Source organism: Streptacidiphilus jiangxiensis (assembly GCF_900109465.1).
In the GTDB taxonomy this organism is placed as follows: Bacteria; Actinomycetota; Actinomycetes; order Streptomycetales; family Streptomycetaceae; genus Streptacidiphilus; species Streptacidiphilus jiangxiensis.
The window spans coordinates 1-21,950 of sequence record NZ_FOAZ01000048.1; the positions used below are offsets into that span (position 1 = coordinate 1).

Sequence of the window (21,950 nt, forward strand, 5' to 3'; positions counted from 1 at the left end):
CGGAGTGAGCACCGCCGGCGACGAGGTCCTGATCGGCCGCTCCTACACCCGGGCGCGGCGCAGCCCGCTGGTGATCGGCAAGCTGCCCGGCGCCGGCCGGCTGCCGGGCGGCCCGTACACGATCACCCAGATCGTCACGATGGTCCTGGTCTTCCTGGTGCTGATCACCACCAAGTCGCTGTGGGCGTACTTCGGGCCCGGCGACGCGCTGGTCCTGATCGTCGTGCCGTGGGGCGTGGCGTTCGGCCTGCGGTACGCGCGGATGGACGGCCGGGATCCGGCCCGGGCGCTGCTCGGGGTCTTCACCTACGCCTCGACCCCGAGGTCCGGCCGGCTGGCGGGCCGGCCGGTCCGGCCGCGGCGCCCGGCCCTGCTCGACTCCCGGATCACGGTCACCCCGCAGGCCCCGGCAGCGGCTCCCCAGCCGATGCCGGCCCGGCAGCCGGCCGCGCGCACCGCACCGTCGTCCGCTTCCGCTCCCGCTCCTGCTCGGGCGCCGCGCCCGGCGCAGCCCGCCCGCGCGCGGGGGACGGCACCGGCCGAGCACCGTCCCCGTGTCGCTGTGGCCTCCCGGCCGGCCGGACCCGTCCGGCCGAGCACCACCGGCCCCAGGTCCAGCGCCCGGACACCGGCCGCCCGAACCGCTCTCCAGGCCCTCCTCGCCGAGCTCGGCGAGGACTGACCGCCTTTTCTTCCTGCCCTCTCCACCAGTTCCTCGGAGGACGACATGCGTCTGCCCGTTCGCCACATCAGCGGCAACCTCATCTGGACCACGAGCGCGTCGGTGTGGGGCGTGTGGCGCGTGGAGTCCGACAACTACGCCCACGCCTCCCGCCAGACCAAGCGCGAGCGCCTGGACCAGCTGGAGGCGCTGTTCAAGGCACTGCGCGGCGAGGTGCTGATGCTCAGCCTGTGCCCGCAGGTCGACGCCGCCTCGGTGGTGGACCGGATGACCTCCGGGGTGGACCTGGACAAGTCCCCCGAGCTGGTCGAGCTCAGCTGGAAGGTCTTGCGCCAGCTGGAGGAGCTGAAGCTGACCAGCCGCGTCGACTTCCTGGCCCTGCCGCTGTCCCACGCCGACTTCAAGGAGAGCTTCCGCGCCGTCACCGCCTCGGCCGCCTCCGAGGTGATGAGCTCGCTCGGGCTGCTGCCGCCAGCCGTCCCTGCGGACGAGGTCGCCCGGCGCATGACCCAGGCCCGGCGCCTGGCGGCGACCTGGCCCTCCGGCGTCCGGCTCCGCCCGGCCAGCGAGGCCGAGATCCTGTGGATCTACGCCCACAGCGCGCGGCGCGGACTACAGGAGCCGCTGCTGCCGGAGGACGGCGCGCCGCGCGGCATCCGCGGCCGCGGCCGGACGGTGGCCGCTCATACCCAGGTCCTCCTGGACGAGGGCGGCCGCGGACAGCTGTCCTCGAAGGCGCCCACCAACCCCCTCAAGCACAAGTACCTGCGCGCCGAGACCGAGTACGGCAGCAGCTACCAGGCGTTCTGCGTGCTCTCCGAGATGCCCGACAGCTTCGTCTTCCCCGGCAGCGAGTACATCGCAGCGCTGGACGAGTTCTCCTTCCCCATCGACTGGTGCATCCGGATGACCATCGAGTCCGGCTCCAAGGCGGAGCCGAAGTCGAGGCGGCGCGCCAACGAGCTGGCCCACCAGTACACCGAGTACGACGGCGACGTCGCCGGTGTGCCTGCGCACCTGGACAAGGACACCGCGTCGCTGGACGAGTACCGGTCCCGCCTGACCTCCTCCTCCACCGAGGTCGAGATCCGGCCCTCGCTGGCCATGTGCGTGTGGGGTGACTCGCCCGCCGACCTCGACGAGCAGATGGCCGCCCTGCGCAACCACTTCGGCGGCAGCGACTACACCGTCGAGCGGCCGGCCGGCGACCAGGTCAACCTCTTCCACGCGATGCTGCCGGGCGCCCGCAGCCCGCGCGTCATGAACGACTACGCCCAGGTCATGCTGGCCCGGGACTTCTCGATGGCCATGCCCTTCTCCGGGCAGGGCCTGGGCGACGACGCCGGCTCCCTCTTCGGCCTGCAGCTCTCCGGCGGCGGCGTGCGGCCCGTGCTGATCGACTTCAGCCACGGCCCCCGGGTCAACGTCGCCGCGAACGGCGCCTTCATCGGCGAGCTCGGCTCGGGCAAGTCGGTGGGCCTCAAGTCCGCGCTGTACTCGATCCTGTCGACCGGTCACCGCCTCGCGCGGGCCGCCAGCCGCGGCCGCGGCCTGGTCATCGACCGCACCCCGCAGCGCGAGTGGGTCCGCTTCGTCGAGGCATGCCCCGGCACCACCCAGGTCATCGACGTCGACGAGAACGCCGGCCTGTCCCTGGACCCCCTGCGGGTCTTCACCGGCCCGCGCGCAGCCCGCTACGCCGAGTCGTTCCTGACGCCGCTGTTGGACATCGCCTCCATGTCGGTGGAAGGCGTCACCCTCGCCGAGGCCATCGAGGCGACCAACACCAGCGCCAACCGCAGCATGTCCGGCCTGATCGACACCCTTGTCGAGCGCGCCCGCACCGTCGACCCGGACGAGCCCAACGACGCCGCTGTCCGCGCCGCGGCCAGCGAGCTGGTCCGCAAGCTCCGCTCCCTGGCCAAGAAGGACCTCGGCCGGGTCATCTTCGACTTGAACCTGCCGGTGGTGCGGGTCTCCGACGCCGACTCGATCGTCTTCGCCGTCTCCAGCCTCAAGCTGCCCACCAAGGAGGAGCTCGACGAGCACCGCCTGTCCCGGCTGGAGGTCGAGAAGAAATTCGGCTGGAGGTTGATGTACCTGGTCGCGGCGCTGTGCCGCGAGATCGCCTTCATGTCGGAGGACGAGTTCACCGGCGTCTTCTTCGACGAGTGCTGGTGGCTCTCCTCCAGCCCCGAGGGCCTGGACCTGATGCTCGAGATCGTGCGCGACGGCCGCAAGCACAACGCCGGCCTCTTCGCGGCCTCGCACGACCCCTACGACATCGGCCCCGACAACGAGCAGGGCGAGAAGATCCGCGGCCTGATCACCCACGTCTTCGTCTTCCGCCAGCGGTCCCGCCAGCTCGCTGCCCGTGCCCTGGAGTTCCTCGGCCTGGACGGCACCGACTCCACGATGCTGAAGATCGTCACCGAGAACCTCTCCCCGGTGAACGTCTCCGACCACGAGCGGGCGATCCGCGCCGGCGAATGCCTCTACCGCGACCTCAAGCGCCGCATCGGCGGCATGAAGGTGCTGATCCCGGCCGACGAGCAGGCCGCGGACGCGATCCACACCACCCCCGGTGAGCTCATCCTCGTCAAGGGCCGCTCATGAGCCGCCCCACCGCCGCCCGCGCCACCGCCGCCCGCGCCATAGCGCCGCGCGCCGCCGCTCCCCGCGGCGGCCGCGGCCGGCGCCTGGTGATGGTCGCGGTCCTCATCGGCCTGCTGGTCGCGCTGTTCACCTCGATCGCCTGGGCCGACACCCCGGTGCCGAGCCCGCAGCCCGGTCCGGGGCCGTCCGCGCCCGGCTCGACCCCGACCAGCAAGCCCACGCCGAAGCCCTCTCCGACTCCGGCGCCCACCTCCACCGACCCGGCCGCGGTGCCGTCCATCAACCCCACCCCGTCGCCCGGCCTGACCGGTGTGGCCAACGACCCGGGCCCGGAGAAGAACCTGGCGCAGCCGCCGTCCAACGGCAGCGGGATCCTCGCGCCCTTCAACGGCCACGACGAGTACGGCGCGCCGCTGCAGGTCTACAACGTCAACGTCGACACCGGCAGCTGGGACGACTTCGACCTGAAGATCTGGGGCTTCCTCACCTCCCTGTTCTTCACCATCGCGAAGTGGCTGATCGGCTTCGTGTGCTGGCTGGTGAGCTGGGCCCTGAACTTCGGCCTGGCGAAGATCATGGTCACTCCCGTCGCCGACATCTCGGCGACGATCCGCGACCAGGTCATCAACCGGCTCGGCCTCGTGGGCCTGTTCCTCACCTTCGCCGCGCTGTACGGCGGCTGGCACATCCTCTTCCGGCAGCGGGCCCGCGGCTTCGCCGAGGCCGGAATCTCGCTGGTCGTCGCCGCGATCGCCGCGACCGTGCTGCTCTCCCCCGCCCAGGTCCTGCTCGGAACCAACGGAGCGCCGGCCGCGCAGGGATCGGACATGCTGCTCAGCGACGACGGCGTGGTGGGCAAGTCCAAGGACCTGTCACTGCAGGTGTCGAACCTGGTGCTCTCCCAGAACCCGAACTCGTCGTCGAGCAGCCCCGACTCGGTGGCCTCGCCGATCACCACCGGCCTGATCGACGCCTTCGTCGTCGAGCCCACCGAGCTGATGACCTACGGGAAGATCTTCACCGGCAACTGCGCCAAGGCCTACGCGGTCTACAGCATCGTCCAGTACAACGCCAACAACCTGCCCTCCGGCCAGTCCCAGGAGACCCGCTACCAGAACCAGATCAACGACGCAGCGAACAAGTTCAAGGACACCTGCCAGACCAAGGACTTCAACCCCAACGCCCAGAAGGCCTCCGCAGACACCGCCTTCAGCGCCCTGTTCGTCGCGATCGCCGCGATCATCTGCGTCATCCTCATCACCCTGGTCAGCGGCGGCTTCCTGGTCGCCCAGGGCTGGGTCGCCTTCGAAGCCATCCGCGCCCCGTGGGCGCTCACCGTCGGCATCCTGCCCGGCGGCGGCCGCGCCACCCTGTGGCGCTGGGTCTCCGCCATCATCAAGGCGATCCTCGCCGTGGTCCTGAGCGTCCTCTTCCTGGCGATCTTCATCCTGATGATCCTCGCCCTGCTCAAGTCCGACACCGGCAACATCCTGGCCGTCAAGTTCCTGTCGATCGACCTCGTCGCGGTGGCCGGACTGGCCGGCCACAAGAAGATCAAGGAAACCGCCAGGCAAGTCGCCGTCGGCATCAACCGCAAGCTCGCCAACGCCAAGGTCGGCGGCGCCCGCCGCAGCGCGTTCGCCGCACCCGGCCGCTACGCAGAGACCGCGCCGTCCCTCAAGCAGATCTGGGGCGAGGGGAAGTCGGAGGCCCGGAAGGTCACCCAGCCTCTGGCCAAGGTCGGCCGCTCGGCCAAGGACCTGTGGGTCGGCCCGCAGGCCGGCCGCCGGGGAGCCGCCAAGGGCGGCCGGCTGGGGAAGGCCGTGCGCGCCGCCACCACCGTGGCGACCGCGGTCGGCACCGGTGGCACCGCTGCCGCTGCCAAGGTCGCCGCCCAGCAGGCATCCAAGAAGGCCCTCACGGCGCGGCTCGCCGCGCGGATGTCCAACACCCGAGGCGGCCGTGCCACCCTCGCCGCCGGCAAGGCCGCAGTCGGCACGACCAAGTTCGCCGCCAAGTACAGCTTCCTCGCCTCCCCCGCCGGCTGGCCCGTCGCCGTCCCCCGCACCGTCGCGGCGACCAAGCGGGGAGCCGCCAACGCCAACGCCGCCGCCGTGCGCGCCGAGCAGGCAGTGGGGGCCGCGGCGAAGCGGCAGTGGAAGCGCGGTTGGACGGACACCACCAAGCCCTTCCTCAAGGAGTACGGGGAGAACTCCATGGCGGCCGGGCGGGCGGTGCGCCGCGGCGCGAAGTTCGTCGCGGACTCGGTCTGGGACTCCTCCTCCGGCACCTCCGGCCCCGGCACCCCGACCGCCTCTCCCCGCAGGCCGACCCCGGGCCCCGCCCGGCCGCCGGCCGCCACCACCGCGCCGACCACCACCGTGCCGGCGGGTAGCACGCCGACGGCACCGGCCACCGGGTCCACGACCGCGCCGAGCCCGACGCCTTCACCGGCTGCAGCTGCGGGACGCCCGCGGCGCCGCGCCACCCGCCCCGCAGGTCCGCCGAGCGGAGGCCGGCCGTGACGGGCAAGCAGAAGGCAATGCTCATCGGCTTCCTGATCGGGCCCTTCGGCGGGTTCATGCTGCTGCTCATCCTGATCGCGGCAGTCATGGGTGCCAACATGTCGGCCCAGGCCGGGGAGGCGGCGCAGCCCGGCGTCGTCTCCAGCGTGGCCGGGATCCCGCCGGTGCTGCTGAGCGCCTACAACAACGCGGTCGCCAACCTGCCGAAGCTGCGCCCGAACTGCACCGGGATGACGTGGTCCCTGCTCGCGGCGATCGGCGAGGTCGAGTCGACCCAGGCCGCCGGGAGCTCGATCGCGGCGAACGGGGACATCAACCCGCCGATCTACGGCCCCGTCCTCGACGGGTCCGGGGTCGGCGGGAACACCACCGCGGTCTACAACACCACCGACGCGGAGAAGCAGCTCGACGGCGGCAGCACCTACGCCCGCGCCATGGGGCCCATGCAGTTCATGCCCGCCACCTGGATCAGCGACGGTCAGGACGGCAACAGCGACGGAGCGCGCAACCCTCAGAACGTCTTCGACGCCGCGCTGACCACCGCGACGTACCTGTGCGGGACCGGGACCACCGACCTGAGCAAGCCCGACCAGGTCAACGCCGCGATCCTGCGTTACAACCACAGCCAGGCCTACGTCGACGAGGTCCTGAAGTGGAAGACCACCTACGACCAGATGGGCCAGAACGCAGGGAACGGCTCGCCGGTGCCCGGCGGCAGCGCCCGCGGGCAGGCCGTGGTCGCCGCCGCCCAGCGCGAGATGGCGGCCAACATCCCCTACTCCTGGGGCGGCGGCGGGACCAACGGCCCCAGCCTGGGCTACTGCGACGGGACCAACGGCTACCTGAACGGCTCCTGCTCCGCCTCGCACACCGTCGGCTTCGACTGCTCCGGCCTGGCGCAGTACGCCTACGCCCAGGCCGGCGTGAACATCGCGCGCACCGCCCAGGACCAGTACGACGGGGCACCCACCAAGATCCCGCTGTCGGCCGGCCTGGCCGCCCTGCAGCCCGGGGACCTCGTCTTCTTCAGCCTCAACCCGGGCACCGGCAAGGGCATCTACCACGTCGGCATCTACATCGGCGGCGGCCAGATGATCAACGCCGCCCACACCGGAACGAATGTTCGCTCCGAGTCGGTGTGGATGAGCAGCTACACCGGCGGCGGCCGGTACTGACCCCCTCCCTTCCCTGCTGACCGAGGAGAACCGTGTCCAACCCCTCTGCCCCCCGCAGTGCCCGGCTTCCGTTCATCGCCGCCGCCTCGCTGCTCGCCCTCGGCGGCAGCATCCTGCTCCTGCCCAGCGGGCACTCCAAGGCCGAGAGTCCGGCCGCAGCACAGCCGGCCCGCTCCGCCGCGCCCGTGGTCGTGCCCGCCCCAGCCGCAGCGCCGGGCACGCCGGCCGCACGTCCGGCGTCCTCCGCACCCACCACGTCGACGCCGAGCCCGACCGCGGCACCGAGCGCCCCGCGGACCGCGCCGGCCGACCTGCTCGCCGGCGACATGCCCGACAGCTACCTCCAGCAGGTCCTCGAGCAGACCCAGCCGGCCGACCTCCCGGCCGACCAGGAGAAGCAACTCGTCGCCCTGGCCGACCAGGTCCTCCTCGCCGACCTCACCGGCGCCGGCCGCGCGGCGTTCCCCTCCTACTTCGCAGGCCAGGCCGCCACCACCTCCTGGACGCACGTCCGCGTCCAGGCCGGCATCGCCCGCCGCCACCCCGGCAGCGGCAACGAGGTCGACGCGCACCTGGTGTACGCCGGCACCGACCCGCGCGGCCAGGCCCAGGAGCGCCAGAGCATCACGATCGTGCTCGCCCAGGCCGCGGGCGGCACCGGCTGGCAGCCCGTCACGGCCCCGTAGTCGCGCCCGTCCGCCTTCTCGAAAAAAATCTTCGCCCTCGCGGTCACACCAGGGTCCCGGCCGCCATCTATGGAGGGCGACCATTCCGACCCGCCCGCGCAAACTGCGCCGGCGCCCGAAGAGGGAAGCTCGCATGACCGTCGTCGACATCATCAACTCTGTTCTCGGTGCCGCCGCGCACGCCCCGCAGCTCGCGCACTCCGCCAGCGCGGCGGCCGCGGCCAACCTCCCCGGCATCGTCCTGGTGACGGTGCCGCTGCTGGCCGCCCTCGCCGCCGGGCAGGTGCTGCTGGCGCGCCGGGCGCTGGCCGACCGGGCCGGCGTGGAGTTCCTGCCCGGCCCGGGCTTCGAACCCGGCGAGGAGGACATCCTCCGATTCGCCCACCAGCTGGCCCGCGCGCAGGCCAGCGCCTCCCGGTGGCACCTGACTCCGCGCAGGGCCACCGCCGTGCGGATCCGCCTGACCTCCAGCGGCGGCCCGCCGTCCTTCCGGGTGGAGGCCCGCACCCGGACCCTGGCCCTGATCAGCCGTCACGCCTACGTCGGATGCCAGGTCCGTGACCCCGAGCAGGAGGTGACCGCCGCCAGCGGCGTCACCATCACCTTCGAGGGCCCGGCCGACCTGGAGAGCACTGGGGTGGCGGCCTGATGAGCACCAGCCTGTCCAACGTGATCTCCCTGGCCAAGCGCCGACCGGCAGACGAAGTGCCCAGCGACCTCGACGCGATACTCGACGCCGTCCCGGACGACGAGGGTGAGGAGAAGGAGGAGCAGCACGCCGACGAGTTCGTCGCCCGCGCCGAGCTCACCCTGGCCATGCCCGACCACCTCGCCCTGCGCAAGGTGCCGCTGCGCCCCGACCCGCTGCAGGGCATCAGCGCCGCGCTGAGCTCGGTCAACCAGACGGACGGCGAGCGCGCCGACGTCGTCCTCGACCTCATCCCCGTCACCGTGCAGCAGCTGAACCGGCGCCGCAAGCAGCTGCTGCGCTCCGGCAAGCGCGGCCGCGGCGCGGAGCCGATCCTGCCCGGCATGCCCGCCGGCGGCCGCGGGTCCTTCAGCCTCGGCGGCGTGCTGGCGCAGGTGGCCCAGGAGGCGAAGCAGTCCGGGTCCTCCGCCGGCGGCCGGGGCGGCTCGATGATCTACAACGAGGGCCTGTCGGTGCGCGCGGACATGACTGCGGTGCTGGGCAAGTACCTTCCGGACGGGCAGAAGCCGCCGTTCTTCGCCTTCCAGCTGCTCCTGCGGGCCTCCTCCCGGGTCGAGGGCCGGGAGCTGATGCTGCTGGACGAGATGATCACCGCGCTGGAGGTGTGGAGCGGCGACAACCAGTGGAAGGAGGTGGGGATCAACCTCCTGGTGCACCGGGTCGGGGCGGACTCGGTGCTGTACCGGCGCCAGTTCGACCGGCGTTTCGAGACCGGGGAGTTCTCCCCGCGCCGGCGCCGCTGGGTCAACGGCGCCGAGATCGCAGGGCTGCTCAAGCCCCCGACCACGAACAACGCCCACGCACAGCTGCCCGACGCGAGCGTGCCCATGCCGCCGCTGGACCTGGTCGAGTACACCGGGCAGCGCCACCTGCTGCCGCTCGGCTTCATCACCGGCGCCGACGGCCGCGAGTTCCTCGTCGGCGTCCCGCTGGTCTACGTGCTGTTCGGGCTGTTCCTCGGCAAGTCCGGCTACGGCAAGACCGAGATGAGCCTGATCCAGGCGATCGCGCTCGCGCACAGCGGCCACGGGGTGATGTTCCTCGACCCGCACGGCGACGGCTGGCGCAAGGCGGCGCGGTTCCTCTCCCACGAGGGGATGTACGACCGGCTGTGGGAGATCGACCTGTCCATCACCGACCCCGACGCGATGGTCGCCTCCTGGAACCCGCTGTCGATGAAGGGCCGGCGGCCCAAGGACATCCCGAAGGTCGTCGGCGCGATCGTCGACAGCTTCGCCTCCGCCCTGAACTGGGGCGACACCAGCGGCCGCGCGAAGACGATCCTGACGCGGTCGGTGCAGTCCCTGGCCTACCTGTCGTACAAGTTCGCCGAGGCCGGCCACCCCGAGCTCGCGCCGACGGTTTTCCAGATCCAGACGCTGCTCATGGACGAGGACTGGCGCAAGCTCGTCGTCTCCTACCTGCCGCCGCGCCTGCAGAGCTTCTGGCGCAACAGCTTCCCCAAGTACCCGGGAGAGGCGGCACCGGTCGTCACGAACATCATCGAGCGTCTGGACAGCTCCGACGCCCTGAAGGCGTTCCTCGGCAGCCCGGAGTCGACCTACGACATCCGGCGCGCGATGGACGAGGGCCGGATCGTGTTCATCTGCCCCGAAGGGTCGGGCGACACCGACCGGATCATCAGCTGCTTGATCATCTACGACCTCTTCCGGGCCGGCCTGTCGAGGCGCAACATCCACCCCTCGCAGCGGCGCGCGTTCTGGACCTTCATCGACGAGCTGACGGCCGTCGACGGCGCGTCGAAGGGCCACCTCGCCGCCATCACGGAGCAGCTGAGGAAGTACCAGGTCAAGCTCCTGGCGATGACGCAGATGATGCAGCGCCTGACCAACACCACCCGGGCCGGCCTGCTGCAGAACCTGTCGGTCCTCTCCACGACGGCCGCCGACGTGGAGGAGGCCGCCCTGGTCACCAAGCGATGGGGCGGCAAGGTCGACCCGAACACCGTGGTCAAGCTCAAGCCCTACAACTACGTGATGTCCGTCAACCGCGGCGACGGCATGTCCGACCCGTTCCGGGTCCGGGGCGCCAGCGTCGAGGAGGTGTACGCCCAGTACGACAACCCCGACGGCGCCGGCCAGCTGCAGGAAGCCCTCAACCGCAACCTGCGCCGGCGTCCGGTCGGGCAGATCCTCGCCGAGCTGGAGACCCTCGACGAGCGGATCTTCGAAGGCGTCACCTCCTACCTCACGCCCGTCCGGGTCTCTGCCCGGATGGCCGCCGCCGACGAGGGCGAATCCGGCTCTGCTCCCGCGCCCAAGCGGCCCCGCTCGGAGCGTGGCCGCGGCAACCCCGGCACCGCGCTGTCCGCTGCGGTGGTCGACCCCGAGCAGGAGCAGTACAGCCGGCCCGACGACGCCGACCAGGTGTGGAACACGGAGATCGAGTGAACGCCGCAACCCTCAAGCGCCCGGCCACCATGCCCGCGCTGTCCCAGTCCGCCATGCAGGTGCTCTACCAGCACCGGCTGATGACCACCGGTCAGCTCCACCGGCTGCTGCTGCCGGAGGCGCGCCGGCCGGTCTACCTCCTGCACGAGCTCAAGCGCCTGGAGGACGGAGGTCTCGTCGAGCGCGTCCGGTCCCTGCACCGCAACCCCCGGCACGCCCAGTTCCTGTGGTTCCTCACCGAGGAGGGCTACACCCACATGGACGGCTCGGAGGAGAGCGTCACCCGCCAGCACCGCACCACGACCGCGATCGCCATCGGCCCGCGGCAGGCCCACACCGTCGCCGTCAACGAGGTCGGCATCGCGATGTTCCAGCACGCCCGGCGCCTGGGCCACGAGTGCGGGCCGCTGGACTGGATGCCGGAGGTCGCGCACCGGATGCGCGACGGCCAGCGCCGGTTCGAGGACGACCACGTCATCAGCGACGCCGTCCTGGACTACACCCACGTCAGCGCCGACGGCCGGCGCACCGTCCTGCGGGCCTTCGTCGAGCTCGACCGGTGCACGATGACTGTCTCCCGCCTCGCGGACAAGGTCGCGGCCTACGGCCGGTACTTCGACTACATCCCGCAGGAGCACGAGCGCTCCCGGCGTCCGAGCAGCACTCGGCCCGCCTGGCAGCAGACCTACAGCCGCTTCCCGAAGTTGCTGATCGTCCTGGACCACCACAGCCAGCGGGTCATGGGCTCGCGCACCAACGACCTCGGGGCCATGACCAGCGCGAACCCGCGCCTGTCGTCCCTCGCGGGTGAGCTGTCCATCGGTGTGACGACGCTGGACCGGCTCCGCGAGAGCGGGCCGTTCGCGCCCATCTTCAAGCCGCTTCTGCGCCACCAGCAGCCCACCGACATGTTCCTGCGCCCGCCGGCCGGCAGCTGAGGAAGGCACCACCGTGACCACCATCGCCACCACCACCGAAGACGTCGCGCCGCACGCCGAGCGCTTCGCCGCACTGACCGACACCCTCCAGCGCTCCGAGCGCCTGCGCCGGCGCCGCTTCGAGATGCTCCCCCTGCGCGGCGCCGTCTCCACCGACATCCAGGGCCGCGGCCCCGGGCCCAGCGTGAGCCCGGAAGGACTCGCCGACCTGGTCTCCTCCATCTCCTCCGTCGGTGTCCTCCACCCCGTCCTGGTCGAGGAACTCGAAGACGCCGACGGCGGCACCCGGCTGCGCCTGGTCCTCGGCGAGCGCCGCTACCGCGCCTGCCGCTGGGGCGCGGTCAACGAGCCCGACAACCCGTACTTCGAGGCGCTGCCGGCCGTGATCTGCCCCGGCCCCCTCTCGGTCGAGGAGCGCCGGACCTGGCAGCTCGTGGAGAACCTGGCCCGCGAGGACCTCCAGCCGGGAGAGCTCGCCGCGGCGCTTCTCCTGGAGCGCTGCGCGATCTTGCAGAACAACCTCGAGCAGGCCGAGATCGTCGTGCCGGAGAACGTCCCGCTGCTGGACGACCCGGTGGCCCGGTTCGAGGCACTGGACAAGCTCCGCGGCACCGACGTCGACCTGGCCGCCCCGTGGACGCTCGTGCTGCGCCGGCTCGGGCTGCAGATCAGCCCGCGGCGGGCGCGGGAGCTCGTCGCAGCCTTCCGGACCCTGCCGCGCGAGCTGTCGACGGAGATGGACGAGCGCGAGGTAGCCCTCGCCGCGCGCACCAACCTGGCCCGGCTGACGCGCGGCCGCCGCGAGGTCGCCAACGAGCTGTGGCAGGCGGTGAAGCGGCTGGGGCGCACCGACCTGTTGACCGCGGCCGCGCGCGCCCAGGCGGGCGACCCCGCCATGTCGCCTCAGGCCGCGGCCGAGGCGGCCAGCGCGGTCCAGGACAACGCCAACGCGGTCCGGGCCGCCAAGCTCACCCGCCCGGCGACTTCCGACGACTCGAACGCCGAGGAAGAAGCGCAGGCCGGCGGCAATCCGGCGGCGGCGCGCACTCCCGAGCCGGCCGAGAGGCCGACGGCGTCCACCGGTCCCGTCCCATCCCCAGCTTCGCCTTCGGTCAACGACGGCGCCGACTCGGTCCCCGGCCCGGAGGAGCCGATGCCGGGCGCAGCGGACGCCGAGCCCGCCGACGCCGAGATCGTCAAGGGCGCCCTGGACGCGATGCGGGAGCTGAACCGCCAGCTCACCGCCGGCCGCGTCCTGCACCGCTTCGACGCCGGCTCCCTGCGCCTGCTCATCACCGACGTCTTCGACCAGCTCCAGCACCGCACCATCTGAGAAAGGCCCGAACCGTGACCATCTCCCTCCCCATGCCGACGCTCGGCCGGCCCGTGCCCGTGCCCGTGCCGGCCGCCGGGTGCAACTGCGCGGTGTGCCCGTTCTTCATCGACAACCCGAACGCGGTCGAGCCGGTCTGCTCCGGCAGCTCCTCCAGCTGCGAATACTGCGGCTGCAGCCGCGCCGAGGACCTGCGCCCGCAGGCCGCGGACCCCATGGCCTCGAGCGCGTGCAGCCGGTGCCCGATCCGCTGCGGCTCCCGTCCCGACATCGCCGCGTGGATGGAGGACATCGGCGGCACCATGCACTTCACCGGGCTGAAGATCCCCGGGACCCTGCCCGAGCTGCCGCCGTTCATCCCCCAGGTCGACGGCCACGACATCGCCGGCCTGGACGCCCAGCTGCAGTGGCCGGCGTACGCCGTGGGCCTGCGCCGCGTCATCAGCCCCGCGACCCACAAGGTGTACCCGCGGTTCCAGGGCACCACCGCCCACCAGGCGCTGGGCCTGCGCCGCGAGCAGAAGGCCGTCCTGGTCGGCTACGCGGAGGACCCGCTGGTCGAGGCGTACTGGACCCGCCGGATGGAGGACCGCCTCGCCGAGAAGCTGGCGGAGCAGGAGTGGGACCTGGTCCTGACTCCGAACACCAGCATGTACTTCAACCAGCCCCGTGCCGAGAACCTGATCAACATGCGGCGCAACGTCATGCTCGCCGCCGAGCTGGCCGCCGGCGGGGTCGCGGCGGTCCCGAACGTGTACTGGCTGCGCCTGGAGGACCTGGACCGGTACCTCGACTGGCTGGACGAGACCCGGCCGCCGGCCCTGGCCGTCAACCTGCAGACCTTCCGCACCCAGGTCGACTGGGAGGAGATGGCGCTGCCGGGGCTGACCTACCTGGCCGCCACGCTGCCGGAGGACCTGCCGATCGTGCTCACCGGCGCCAGCCGCGCCGACCGGATCGCCTCCCTTCAGGCACTGTTCCCGGGCGGCCGGCTGCGCCTGATCAGCCAGAACCCCTTGCAGTACGCGCGACACGGCGCGGTGATGACCGCCGGCGGGCGCGTGGACACCCAGGCCCGCACGGAGGACCTCTTCACCGCCAACGTCCGGTTCTACGCCGGCCTCGCAGGCGCCGGCCAGCACGAGAGCAACGGAGGCGGACATGGGGTCCGGTAGCCGTATCAACCACCAGCACCACCTGGTCGCCCCCACCGCCGGGCGCACCCTCACCGTCCCCGAAGGCACGGAGGGCATCACCCTGGATGAGGCTCACCAGGACCTGCTCGGGCGGGTGATCAGGCTCGGCGGAGCGGTGCAGAGCGGACAGGCCACCCCCGAGGAGCAGCAGCGGTTCGCCGACCTCCGCGACGAGATGCGGACCGCCTACGGCACCGAGCCGGGGGACGAAGCCCCGGGCACGGCCACGGGAGTTGCCTCGGGCGGGACGGCGCAGCCGGCCGCGGGGGCGGCACTGCCACAGGAGTGGGGAGCGCCGGAGGACCGGGCCGTCCAGCGTGCCGCCGCGCAGCAGGTCCTGGACGAGACGCTGGCCGAGCACCAGGCCGCCGCGGCGCTCCAGGTGCAGGCCCGCGACCGGTGGCCGGCCGACCAGGACGTCTCCTACGAGGAGAACTTCGACGCCTTCCGTCAGGCGTACCAGGCCGCTCGCGACCGGGCGGCCCGCGGCGAGGAGGCGGTTCCGTTCCTGACCGAGAACGCCACCGGGGGCCTGGGATCTCGGGAGGGGGGACGCGGGTTCGGCCTGGAGATCGAGTTCGACGTCCCGGACGCCGACTACAACGACCGGCGGGAGGCCATCGGGCGGATCGCTCGCGACCTGCACGAGGCCGGCCTGTCCCAGGACGCCTACCAGCACGGCTACCACTCCCAGGCACAGGCCGGCTACACCGACGCCGCGAACGCCTGGCGTCTGGAGCAGGACTGCACCGTCGCCGGTGAGTTGGTCTCCCCGATCCTGTACGACGAGCCGGACAGCTGGCGCAACCTCGCCACCGCCTGCCAGATCATCCGGGAGCACGGCGGCCGGGCCACCGTCGGCACCGGTGGCCACGTCCACGTCGGGATGCACGACTTCGACCACGAGGTCGGCAACCACAACCGGCTGCTGCAGACGTACCAGACCTACGAGGACGTTCTGTACCGGCTCGCGCAGAACCCGGGCTCGCCGAACAACCGCCACCGGGGGACGAACTGGTGCCGTCCCAACCGCGTTCCCGCGGCCGGCTACTCGCAGGTTCGCGACGCCGCGGGCGCCAACTACCACGGCATGGCCGTCAACCTGAGCGCTGCTCGCGGGTCGCGCTCCGACCACGGCGAGTTCCGGCTGTGGGACGGGTCGCTCAACCCGGGCGTCATCCAGGCCCAGACGAACCTGTCGCTGGGGATGGTCGCCGCGGCAGTGCGGCAAAATCCTGCTGGTCCGGCGCACAGCTCGCTGATGCCCCTGGGCAGCCACCGGGCGCAGCTGCGCGAGGCGGGCCTGAACGGCCGGCGCCTGAGCGGCGATGCGTGGAGGAGCAGCACGTTGAACTTCCGGCGCCTGGTCGACGAGGTCTTCCACCGGGCCCTGGACAAGGAACAGGCGACCAGCCTGTTCGCCGCGACGCGCTGGCAACAGCGATAGGAGATCGAAAATGACCGTCATCCGCATCCGCAACGCCTCCTCCGCCGCTGAGCCGCCGGCCCCGCCGCAGAAGGACGACCAGAGCTTCTACCTGTTCGAGATGATCCACGACGGCGGGAGCTGGCGCGCCTACGCCGACACCCCGGACGAGCTCCTCGACGCGATCATCCCGGAGTACACCGGGCTGACCAGCCCGCGTGAGCGCGCCGCGGCCCGGATCCGCCTCGCCCTGCGCCTCCAGGTGCAGCTGCAGGCCCTGCTCGACACCGCGCCCGAGCTCGCGCAGTGCACCGACGAGCAGCGAGCGGTGCTGCTGTCCAGCCGCGAGAACCCGCCCACCGTCCAGGTGTGGGACGCGCCTGTGCCGCTGGTGCTCGTCTCCACCTTCTACCGGCCCGAGGGCCGGCTGCCGCGGCCGACCGGCCCGACGGAGGCGCTGATCTGGATCGACCCGGGCGACGCCTGGAGCCTCCTGCTCTCCCTGCACAACGCCGGCGTCGTCGCGCTGAACACCACCGAGGGCGTGCTGCCCCCGCTCGTCCCGGAAGGGGGCAACTGACATGGGATCAGGTAGCCGCATCGACCACCAGCACCACGCGGTGGCACCCTCGCGTCCCGCGTCGCAGGCCCTGACCACGGCGCCCGGGGGGGTGTTGATCGAGGAGCCGCCCGAGCGCACGGCTGTGCGGCTGGCCAACGACGTCCCGGACGGTCACGCCGGAATCCACGGGTACAACATCAACGAGGCCGGGAACTTCGTGTTCCTGCCGCAGCGCCTGGACGTCATCCGGGGCAACGTCTCCGAGGACCAGGACGCCCTGGTCGAGCTCGGCGCGTCGGTCGGTGAGGGCGGCGATCGGGTGTACCTGGACGGCGACGCCCGGGTGACGCAGGGCCCGGACGGCCGGCTGGAGGTCGACGCCCGGGGTCTCCAGTGCGGGCGGGGGGACGCCGGCGCGGACGGACCGTGCGAGCATCAGGAGGCCGTCGGCCGGCTGGTCCAGGAGCGGCTGAACGCGAGCGCGTCCACCGCGGCGGACCGGCTGGCCGCCCAGGAGGTCCTCAGCGAGGTCGCGGCCGAGCACGCCGCCTCGATCGCCGCGCAGGAGCAGGTGCGGGCCGACCGCGCCGCCGAGCCGGCCGTGACTTCCTACGCGGAGAACATGGACGCCTTCGACGCCGCCTACAACCAGGCGATGGAGCGGCGCAGGAACGGCGAGCCGCTGGTGCCCTACATGCGGGAGAACGCCACCGGTGGCCTTGGCACCCGTGACGGCGGCCGGGCCTTCGGCGTGGAGATCGAGTTCGACTTCCCCCGGAGCATGAGCCCGTCGCAGCAGGCGGTCGCGAAGGAGGCGATCGCCCGGGAGATGCACGAGGCCGGCCTGTCGCCCGACCCGCACGTCCACGGGTGGCACGCCTCCGCCCGTGAGGGCTACACCGATGCCCCGAACGCCTGGCGGATGGAGTTCGACAGCACCGTGGCCGGTGAGATCGTCTCGCCGATCCTGTACGACGAGCCGCAGACCTGGGACAGCCTGGCCCAGGTGTGCGAGATCGTGCGTCGGCACGGCGGCACTGCCAGCCAGCGGACCGGCGGTCACGTCCACGTGGCCGTGCCGGACTTCGACCACACCGTCGAGAACCACAACCAGCTGATCAACACGGTCGCCGGGTACGAGGACGTCATGTACCGCCTCGCCCACAACCCGGGCAGCCGCCAGCACCGCGGCCTGCGCTGGTGCCAGCCGAACACGCGGCCGAGCAGCCCGTACACGTCGGTCGGCGCCGCGCGCGCGGGCAACAACAGCCACGGGATCGGCCTGAACCTCCAGTCGGTGACCGGCAACCGCAGCGACCACGCGGAGTTCCGGATGTGGGACGGCTCGCTGGACCCCGGCGTCATCCAGGCGCAGGTGAACGTGTCGCTCGGGATGGCCAATGCCGCGCTGCGCGACGCCGGCCGAACTGCGGCTCCTGCGCCCGAGCCGGTGGGCAGCCACCAGACGGCCTTGGCGCGGGAGGGCATGCTGCGCCGCCGGCTCACCGGTGAGCGGTGGGAGCAGAACACCCGGTCCTTCCGGAACATGGTCGACCACCTCTTCGCCCGGAACGAGAACAGGGCGCAGGTGACCGCTTTGTTCGCCGGCACCCGGTGGCACCGAGGCGCGTGAAGCCCGGGGGCCGGGAGTGTGGTCACTCCCGGCCCCCGGGCTTCGATCGTGGATCCGGCGGCCGGTCTGGCCGCCGGTCCGTTCTGCTAGGCGGTCATCCACAGCGGGGTGCGCCAGTCGTCGCTGTCTGCGGGCCCCGGGGTGCGCCAGTCGTCGGTGACGGCGGGGCGCGGGGCGGGCAGCGTCACGTGGGCCACTCCGGCGCGGTCGGCCATCTCGTCCTTCTTGCTGAACCCCCGGTAGGCGACGAGGGAGGCGAGCCGGTCGTCCTTCGCGCGCGCGGTGGCGGTGAAGTCGTACATCCCGGCCCGGGTCGGCTGCCCGGAGGAGAAGTCCACCAGCAGCAGCGTGCCCTCCGGCATCAGCCAGATGCCGTCGCGCTTGAGCGTGACGCCCGCCGCGCGGGCGGCCCGGGGGAACCAGCCCGGGTTGGAGGCCCAGTACATGTTCCCGTCGGTGTCCACCGTGACGGCCAGCGGGCTGACGGCGGTGCGCGCCAGCATCATCAGGCCCGGCCAGCGGCGGTCCGTCCAGACCAGCGCCGCCCGGCCGACGACGGCCTCCAGGACGGCCAGCGTCGGCGCGATGACGCCCCCTTCGCTGTCCAGGGCCTGGAACACGGCCTCGGTGTCCGTGTCGCCGACGGTCTTCGGGAGGTCGAACGCCCTCTGGAGCCGCCAGGCGTCCACGTCGCCGTTGTGAGTGCCGATCAGCTGCCCCACCTGGAGCGGGCTGGCGTTGGCCAGCATGCCGGTGCCGCCCTGGGTGGCCCATCGGGTGTGGCCGATCGCGGCCGGGGCCTCGTTCAGCGCAGCGCCGTACTCCTTGTTCCACACGGTACGGAACCGGCCGGGGCCCTTGATGATGCGCCAGCCCCCGGCCGTGGTGTCGCGGCGGCTGACGACCGGGGAGCGGGTCAGTTCGGTGGTGGGGCGGGTCGTGGCCATGGCCAGACCGGCGGAGTCCAGGCCGCGCTCCTCAGCGAGGTATCCGAGGGCCACGCACATCGCGGTGGCCTTCTCCGGAGCGCACGAGTCGCTGCGGATCATTCCAAACAGGCCGCACATTACTGTCCTTCTGCACCCCCTTCGTCGCCGTCAGGCGTGGGGGTGTCCTTCTCTTTGGTGCCGAGGACGCGCATGACGGCGCGGAACTCGGCGGGGGTGAGCAGTTCGTGCTTGAGGAGCACGTTCGCCAGGTGTTCGGGCGGCATCTCGGCCGCCTCGCGGACCATGGCATCGACAACGGAGCCCATGCTGACGTGGAGCCGCGCTGCGGTGTCCTTCAGCTTGGCCATCCCGTCGTCGGTCACCGCGATCTTGCGCGGCGTGAGCGGGTCGGCGTTGTTGCGGTTGATGACCGGGTTACGCGGCATGCGCGGCCAGCCAGTCTCCGCCGGGGACCTCCGGAGCCCTCGTCAGCCAGCGGCCGCTGAGGGTGCTCTGCGAGGCGAGGTAGACGTACGCGTCGATCTCGCTGCCGTCGGCCAGCTCGACCCGGCGGACCGCGCGGACGTACAGGCTGTTGTCCTCCCGGCCGTGGTAGCCCTCAAGGCCATCGAGGCGATACAGGACCTCGGCCCACGTCGAGGACTCGACGTCCATGACCTCGCCGACGACCCGGTGCCCCTCGCCGGTCACCGCGAACGGCACGCCGGAGTCGAGGAGCTTGTAGCCGTGGAGGACGGCCGGGCGCTCGGATGTGGTGTGACCGGCGAGGATGTGACGGTAGTTGCCCTGTCCGGAGCGCAGCGTCCCGTAGACGAAGACCGGGAGCTGGCGATCGGTGGTCTGCATGAGCCACCCCTTCTACTTCTACGCGCCGCGTCTGAGCGGCGCAGATACAAACCCCTTACACTGGGATGTTGTAACGACCCCTTATAAGGTACCGTTAGTATGACACAGGGTCGGAAGATCCGCAACACCCCTCGGCGGCACCTCGGCTGATGACGCGCCAGCTGCCACGACCGGGGCGGTTTCGAAGCGGGCACCTACGCTGACCCCCGCCCGCGGCCCCTCGCCGCACCCCCTTTGAAGGAGCCCGATGCCCACCGATCTCACCGCCGGCCTCGCCGATCGCGTCGCCGAGGCCCTCGCGGCCGACGGCACCCTGAAGGAGGGCAGCTACTCCGTGGTGCTCTCGCGCCGCAAGCGGGCCGTCGTTGAGACCCGCGCGGACGGACACCACGTCGTGCGGATCGTGGCGACGAGCACGCCCGAGAAGATCGTCAGGTTCGTCCGCGCCAACCGGACCGCCCTGGAGGAGAACGCCCGTCGCATCCGGGAGGCCGCCCCGCAGCGCCCCGCCAAGCAGTTGAGGGACGGTGAGGTGTTCCAGCTCCTCGGCCGGCCGGTCGCCCTGCGCCCGACCGCTTCGCCCGCCGACCCCGCCCCGGCGGGCGCCATGCTGCTGGACGCGGCCGAGCTGGAGCGCCGCGGCGCGCGGGCGGTCATCGACTGGTACTGCGACTTCGGGCTCGGCTGGATGCACTCCACGGCGCCGGCACTGTGGAGCCGGCTCGCCCCCGGTCGGCCGCTGCCGACGCTGGCAGTGCGCGACCTCGGCAAGCGCCGGGAGGGGCTCTTCGAGGACGGGCCGTTCCGGGCGACGCTCCACTGGCGCGTCTTCCAACTGGACGCCGTGCTAGTCGAGTACGCGCTCGCCCACGAGCTCGCCCACGCCGCACGGCCACCGGGCGCTTCGCACGGCCCCGGATTCTGGCGGTGCCTGCAAGGCGCGCTGCCCGATGCCCGGGCGCGTCACCGGGACCTCCTGGTCGCAGCGCGCACGGCGTGGGTCGGCGACCTCACGGAAGGCATTGCAAAAAGGCCATAGAACATGTAGCTTAATGACTACTGGTCATGTTCCCGAGCCGGGAGGACGGCAATGCCGCGCACTCTCACCACCCCCAAGCTGGCGCACTTCGCGGTCGTCGACGTCGAATCCACCGGCACCGACGCGCGCACCGACCGGGTGCTGAGCGTCGGCGTCGTCCTGGCCGACCGCACCGGGGCCGCTATCGAGACCTGGCAGACCCTGGTCAACCCGGGCCCCGGAGTCGACGTCGGCGCGCGCCACATCCACGGAATCGGTCCCGAGGACCTGACCGACGCTCCGGCCTTCGCCGAGATCGCCCCCACCCTCCTGGGACTCCTCGACGGCCGGGTGGCCGTCGCCCACAACACCGCCTTCGACCTGGCCATCATCGACGCCGAGTGCGCGCGGATCGGCCTCGCCCGCGCCGCGGGCCGCACGGTGTGCACGCTGACCACCGCCCGCAAGGCATTCGACGGCAGCCACCGCCTCGGCGCGTGCTGCGAGCGCTTCGGCATCACCCTGGAGCGCCCCCACGAGGCGCTCTCCGACGCGGCCGCCGCAACGGAGCTGCTCGCCCGCTTCATCGCCGACGGCCACGTGCACCCCTGAGTCCTCAGGCCGTTCCGCGCCACCCGATCCCATCTGCCGAAAGACACGCAGTCATGTCCAAGAAGCGCCCGGCCGGTGCATCCCGGCCGGGCTTTCGCATCCGGCCCGCCGAGAGGAACGACGCCTCCGACTTCGCCCGGCTGATCCACCTGGCCGCCCCCGACGAGCTCACACCGGCCACGACGGCCTACCTCCTCGGCCTCCCCGCCCAGGGGTACCTGACGCACAGCCCCTGCGTGTGCCTGACCGCGGAGCTCCCCGACGGGACAGTCGCCGGCGCCCTGCTGGCGCAGCCGCCGGCCTGGATGCACGAATTCGCCGCGGCCGACGCCGAAGCACTCACCGGGCGCGTCGGGCTGATCGTGGCCGTCGCCGCCGATCCGGCGTTCCGTCGCCAGGGGATCGGCAGCGCGCTGATCCGGGCGGCTGAGCGCCGCTACCGCCGCGCGGGCTTCGGCCTGGTGATGCTCTACCACGAGCCCGCGCTGGACGGCTTCTACCAGGAGCTGGGCTTCTCCAGCGGTCCCGCCCTGATGGCCAACCTCCCGCACTCGCTGCTGCTCCTGGGCAAGGAGGACCACCTCCTGACCGGCCTGAAGCCGCTGGACCCCCAGGTCCGCCTCGTCGACGTC

General features: G+C 72.0%; 19 protein-coding genes. 16 read left to right on the forward strand and 3 right to left on the reverse strand.

Annotated elements, in window-relative coordinates; all coding sequences use genetic code 11:
* The 13 genes from BMY61_RS41890 to BMY61_RS41950 all read left to right on the forward strand — a co-directional run.
* The coding region (locus tag BMY61_RS41890) for a hypothetical protein (protein WP_177240411.1) at positions 1-682 on the forward strand (682 nt) is incomplete at its 5' end.
* Positions 683-727: 45 nt separating this feature from the next.
* On the forward strand, positions 728-3,298 hold the full coding sequence (locus BMY61_RS41895) for an ATP-binding protein (protein WP_042449401.1): 2,571 nt from the start codon (positions 728-730) through the stop codon (positions 3,296-3,298).
* Entirely contained in the window at positions 3,295-5,823 is a 2,529-nt protein-coding gene (locus tag BMY61_RS41900) for a hypothetical protein (RefSeq protein ID WP_082015099.1), read from the forward strand. Before BMY61_RS41895 ends, BMY61_RS41900 begins: the two co-directional genes overlap by 4 nt.
* On the forward strand, positions 5,820-6,998 hold the full coding sequence (locus tag BMY61_RS41905; RefSeq protein WP_052438792.1) for a C40 family peptidase: 1,179 nt from the start codon (positions 5,820-5,822) through the stop codon (positions 6,996-6,998). Before BMY61_RS41900 ends, BMY61_RS41905 begins: the two co-directional genes overlap by 4 nt.
* Positions 6,999-7,030: 32 nt before the next feature.
* On the forward strand, positions 7,031-7,684 hold the full coding sequence (locus BMY61_RS41910; protein ID WP_052438793.1) for a hypothetical protein: 654 nt from the start codon (positions 7,031-7,033) through the stop codon (positions 7,682-7,684).
* 133 nt (positions 7,685-7,817) lie between these two features.
* Positions 7,818-8,333, forward strand: a complete 516-nt coding sequence (locus BMY61_RS41915; protein WP_052438794.1) for a hypothetical protein — start codon at positions 7,818-7,820, stop codon at positions 8,331-8,333.
* Entirely contained in the window at positions 8,333-10,804 is a 2,472-nt protein-coding gene (locus BMY61_RS41920; RefSeq protein WP_052438795.1) for a type IV secretory system conjugative DNA transfer family protein, read from the forward strand. Before BMY61_RS41915 ends, BMY61_RS41920 begins: the two co-directional genes overlap by 1 nt.
* Positions 10,801-11,742: a replication-relaxation family protein gene (locus tag BMY61_RS41925; protein WP_236656062.1), complete on the forward strand. Its 942-nt coding sequence runs from the start codon at positions 10,801-10,803 to the stop codon at positions 11,740-11,742. The genes BMY61_RS41920 and BMY61_RS41925 overlap by 4 nt, the downstream gene beginning before the upstream one ends.
* A gap of 13 nt (positions 11,743-11,755) precedes the next feature.
* Positions 11,756-13,075, forward strand: coding sequence for a ParB N-terminal domain-containing protein (locus tag BMY61_RS41930; RefSeq protein ID WP_082015100.1), 1,320 nt, complete (start codon positions 11,756-11,758; stop codon positions 13,073-13,075).
* A gap of 14 nt (positions 13,076-13,089) precedes the next feature.
* The gene (locus tag BMY61_RS41935) at positions 13,090-14,250 is read left to right on the forward strand and encodes a DUF4417 domain-containing protein (protein WP_143094803.1); all 1,161 of its coding nucleotides are present in this window, start codon (positions 13,090-13,092) and stop codon (positions 14,248-14,250) included.
* Positions 14,237-15,718 carry an amidoligase family protein gene (locus BMY61_RS41940; RefSeq protein WP_042449405.1) on the forward strand — a complete coding sequence of 494 codons (1,482 nt, stop codon included), beginning with the start codon at positions 14,237-14,239 and terminating at the stop codon, positions 15,716-15,718. Before BMY61_RS41935 ends, BMY61_RS41940 begins: the two co-directional genes overlap by 14 nt.
* A gap of 10 nt (positions 15,719-15,728) precedes the next feature.
* Complete coding sequence (locus BMY61_RS41945; RefSeq protein WP_052438796.1) at positions 15,729-16,277, forward strand: hypothetical protein; 549 nt, start codon at positions 15,729-15,731, stop codon at positions 16,275-16,277.
* Between the two features lies 1 nt (position 16,278).
* Positions 16,279-17,892: an amidoligase family protein gene (locus BMY61_RS41950; RefSeq protein ID WP_042449406.1), complete on the forward strand. Its 1,614-nt coding sequence runs from the start codon at positions 16,279-16,281 to the stop codon at positions 17,890-17,892.
* Positions 17,893-17,978: 86 nt separating this feature from the next.
* On the opposite strand, the gene BMY61_RS41955 is transcribed toward BMY61_RS41950, so the two are convergent.
* Genes BMY61_RS41955 through BMY61_RS41965 form a run of 3 tightly spaced genes read right to left on the reverse strand, consistent with a single transcriptional unit; the run spans position 17,979 to position 19,688 of the window.
* Positions 17,979-18,941 (reverse strand): class II glutamine amidotransferase, encoded by a 963-nt coding sequence (locus BMY61_RS41955; protein ID WP_042449408.1) that lies wholly within the window; start codon positions 18,939-18,941, stop codon positions 17,979-17,981.
* A gap of 17 nt (positions 18,942-18,958) precedes the next feature.
* Positions 18,959-19,267 (reverse strand): hypothetical protein, encoded by a 309-nt coding sequence (locus tag BMY61_RS41960; RefSeq protein ID WP_042449410.1) that lies wholly within the window; start codon positions 19,265-19,267, stop codon positions 18,959-18,961.
* Positions 19,257-19,688 carry a gamma-glutamylcyclotransferase family protein gene (locus tag BMY61_RS41965; RefSeq protein ID WP_042449412.1) on the reverse strand — a complete coding sequence of 144 codons (432 nt, stop codon included), beginning with the start codon at positions 19,686-19,688 and terminating at the stop codon, positions 19,257-19,259. Before BMY61_RS41965 ends, BMY61_RS41960 begins: the two co-directional genes overlap by 11 nt.
* 247 nt (positions 19,689-19,935) lie before the next feature.
* Between BMY61_RS41965 and BMY61_RS41970 the strand changes: the two genes are divergently transcribed.
* From BMY61_RS41970 to BMY61_RS41980, 3 genes are all read left to right on the forward strand, one after another.
* Complete coding sequence (locus BMY61_RS41970) at positions 19,936-20,727, forward strand: YgjP-like metallopeptidase domain-containing protein (RefSeq protein ID WP_042449413.1); 792 nt, start codon at positions 19,936-19,938, stop codon at positions 20,725-20,727.
* A 51-nt stretch (positions 20,728-20,778) separates the two neighbouring features.
* Entirely contained in the window at positions 20,779-21,318 is a 540-nt protein-coding gene (locus BMY61_RS41975; RefSeq protein ID WP_052438797.1) for a 3'-5' exonuclease, read from the forward strand.
* Between the two features lie 53 nt (positions 21,319-21,371).
* Positions 21,372-21,950: GNAT family N-acetyltransferase (locus BMY61_RS41980; RefSeq protein ID WP_143094804.1), on the forward strand; the 579-nt coding region annotated here is incomplete at its 3' end.